This window comes from Aureimonas ureilytica, from assembly GCF_001475935.1.
Lineage (GTDB): Bacteria > Pseudomonadota > Alphaproteobacteria > Rhizobiales > Rhizobiaceae > Aureimonas > Aureimonas ureilytica_A.
Genome location: NZ_LDQA01000132.1, coordinates 1 through 2,444 on the forward strand (window position 1 = coordinate 1; position 2,444 = coordinate 2,444).

The 2,444-nt window shown below is 66.4% G+C and carries 3 protein-coding genes; 2 read left to right on the top strand and 1 reads right to left on the bottom strand.

Annotated features, from left to right (window positions below; translation table 11 throughout):
• Together NS365_RS23010 and arsK are read left to right on the top strand one after the other, a co-directional pair.
• Positions 1 to 255, top strand: a 255-nt coding sequence (locus NS365_RS23010) for an ArsB/NhaD family transporter (RefSeq protein ID WP_275477573.1), incomplete at its 5' end; no start/stop codon positions are given.
• A 5-nt stretch (positions 256 to 260) separates the two neighbouring features.
• Complete coding sequence (gene arsK / locus NS365_RS23015) at positions 261 to 1,502, top strand: arsenite efflux MFS transporter ArsK (protein ID WP_058602609.1); 1,242 nt, start codon at positions 261 to 263, stop codon at positions 1,500 to 1,502.
• Positions 1,503 to 1,650: 148 nt separating this feature from the next.
• Here the strand turns inward: arsK and NS365_RS23020 are convergent, their stop codons facing one another.
• Positions 1,651 to 2,247, bottom strand: a complete 597-nt coding sequence (locus NS365_RS23020; protein WP_058602608.1) for a tyrosine-type recombinase/integrase — start codon at positions 2,245 to 2,247, stop codon at positions 1,651 to 1,653.
• Positions 2,248 to 2,444 lie beyond the last annotated feature (197 nt).

Here is a 2,444-nt window from a genome sequence, read left to right on the forward strand (position 1 = left end):
ATCGATCGTGCGGACGTGGCACCTCTGACCCGCGAGCTCATGGTCTATGCCAATGTCGTGGGCAACGACCTCGGACCGAAGTTCACGCCGATCGGCTCGCTGGCGACCCTCCTGTGGCTTCACGTCCTAGCGGGCAAAGGGCAGCGGATCACCTGGGGCGAATACATGAAGGTCGGCTTCGTCCTCACCCCGCCCGTCTTGCTGGCGACGCTCGTCGCCCTCTGGATGTGGCTCCCGATCGTGTCGTCGCGGTGAGCAGCATGCGAGGCACCTGGGCGGACATCGCCGCGCTCGGGGTCAGCCAGATCGTCGGCTACGGGACCCTCTACTACAGCTTCGGCATCCTCGCCCCCTCTATGGCAAAGGACATCGGGTGGCCGAGCGAGTGGGTGTTCGGCGCCCTGTCGGTCGCGCTGCTCGCGGGCGGGCTGGTCGCCCCTTGGACGGGGCGCTGGCTCGACCGCTTCGGCGCCGGCCGCGTCATGGCCGCGGGGTCCGTCGCGGCCGCCATTGCGCTGGTCGCCGCCGCCCTCGCTCCCGCCGCACCCGCCTTTGTCCTCGCGCTCGTCGCCATCGAGGTCGCGTCCACCTTCGTCCAGTACGGGGCAGCCTTCCCCCTCTTGGTCCAGCGTCACCCGGGCACGGCGCAGCGGAGCATCCTGTACCTAACCCTGATCGCCGGGTTCGCCTCGACCCTGTTCTGGCCCCTGACGACTTGGCTTCACGGGACGATGTCGTGGCGGGAGGTCTACCTCGTCTTCGCGGCTATGAACGTCGCGGTATGCCTGCCCATCCACCTGTGGCTGGCCCGCCGGCCGAAGGCCCAGGCGCTCGCAGCGGCTGGGGCTGAACCCGTTGCCCGCGTGGTCCCGGCGAGGGGCCTCGTGCCGCCGTCCCTTCGGTCGCGGGCTTTCCTCCTGATGGGCGTCGCCTTCGCCTTCCAGAGCCTCGTGGTCTCGTCCGTGCTGGTCCACATGCTGCCGATCCTGTCCGCGCTCGGGTTGGGACCCGCAGGCGTCATGGTCAGCGCCGTGTTCGGGCCGGCGCAGGTCGCGGGCCGCTTTACACTGATGGTGTTCGGGCGCGACCTGTCCCCGCTGGCGCTCGCGGTGATCTCCGCCGCCCTTCTGCCTGCCTCCCTGGTCCTCCTCGCGGCCACCGCGCCGTCGCCCGTCGGGGCCGCCGTCTTCGCAGCCCTGTTCGGTCTTGGAAACGGCCTCTATAGCATCTTTGGGGGCACCCTGCCGCTCGCGCTCTTCGGCTCCGAGGGGTACGGCGCGTTGCAGGGGCGCGTCACGTCCATACGGCTGATCATCGGCTCGGCGGCGCCGTTCGCCTTCGCCTTGGCGACGGACTGGATGGGGGTCGGCGGCGGCCTGTTGGTCACGGCGTTCCTCGGCTGCGGGGCGGTCGTCACCTTCGCCGCCGTTGGGCTCCTGCTCGGCAGGAGGGTCGCCGTAGCCTCGTCGAGCATGTCAACGGATGTCCGCTTGGATCCGTGACCTGACCCATAGCGGACCGACCGCTCTCCACCCGACGTCGCTATGGGAACGGTCGCAAACGAGGCTCGTAAGCGGCCGTCCCGCGTTGAGATGCTGCGATCGAAGGGGGGGCTTAAACCTCGGTTCCCTCGGCAAGGGTTAGTGCATCCTAGACATCGACACCGAGGTAACGCACCGTGCTTTCGATCTTGGTATGGCCAAGCAGGATCTGAACAGCGCGAAGGTTTCCGGTCGCGCGGTAGATGATCGAAGCCTTCGTCCGCCGCAGTGAATGCGTGCCGTAGTCCTCCTTCAGCAGACCGATCGCCGTCACCCACTCATCGACGAGGCGAGCATACTGTCGCGTGCTGAGGTGGGCGGAGTGATCGATGCGGCTCGGGAAGGCGTAATCATCGACCGTTCCGCCGCGTCGCTCCAGCCATGCCAGCAGGCTCGTGCGTGCTGCTTCCATAAGTTCGAACTGCACTGGCCGCTTCGTCTTACGCTGCACCACGATCGCGCGGGCACGAATGCGTCCGCCCGACACGAGGTCGCCGGTCTTCACCTTCACGACGTCACAGCCACGCAGCTTGCTGTCGATGGCAAGATCAAACAGGGCCCTGTCGCGCAGCCGTCCCTCATGATCGAGCCAGAAGCGGATCGCCCAAACCTGTGGCGGCTTCAATGCTCGCTTGGCGCCGACCACTCGGCCTGCGTTCCATGCTTTCCTTCCGTTGGTTGCCGGATCAAATGAGGAATGTCCCATTGTCGTTCTCCCATGGCCTGAATGGCCGACGGGAGTGTGAGACTGCGCGAACGGCTTATGGGATGAAACCAAGTGACGGGCCGATAGCGGACCGGCAGCTTTTCGGGAGCGATCGGCTAACAGCGGCCATATAGGAATGTATCGCCCAGGCGGATATCCGACACCACTTACTCAACACCTAGGCTCAGGACCTATTA

Bases quoted from the DNA above. Each gene is read 5' to 3' on its own strand.
- arsK (WP_058602609.1), top strand. From the start codon at position 261: ATGCGAGGCACCTGGGCGGACATCGCCGCGCTCGGGGTCAGCCAGATC.
- NS365_RS23020 (WP_058602608.1), bottom strand. From the start codon at position 2,247: ATGGGACATTCCTCATTTGATCCGGCAACCAACGGAAGGAAAGCATGG.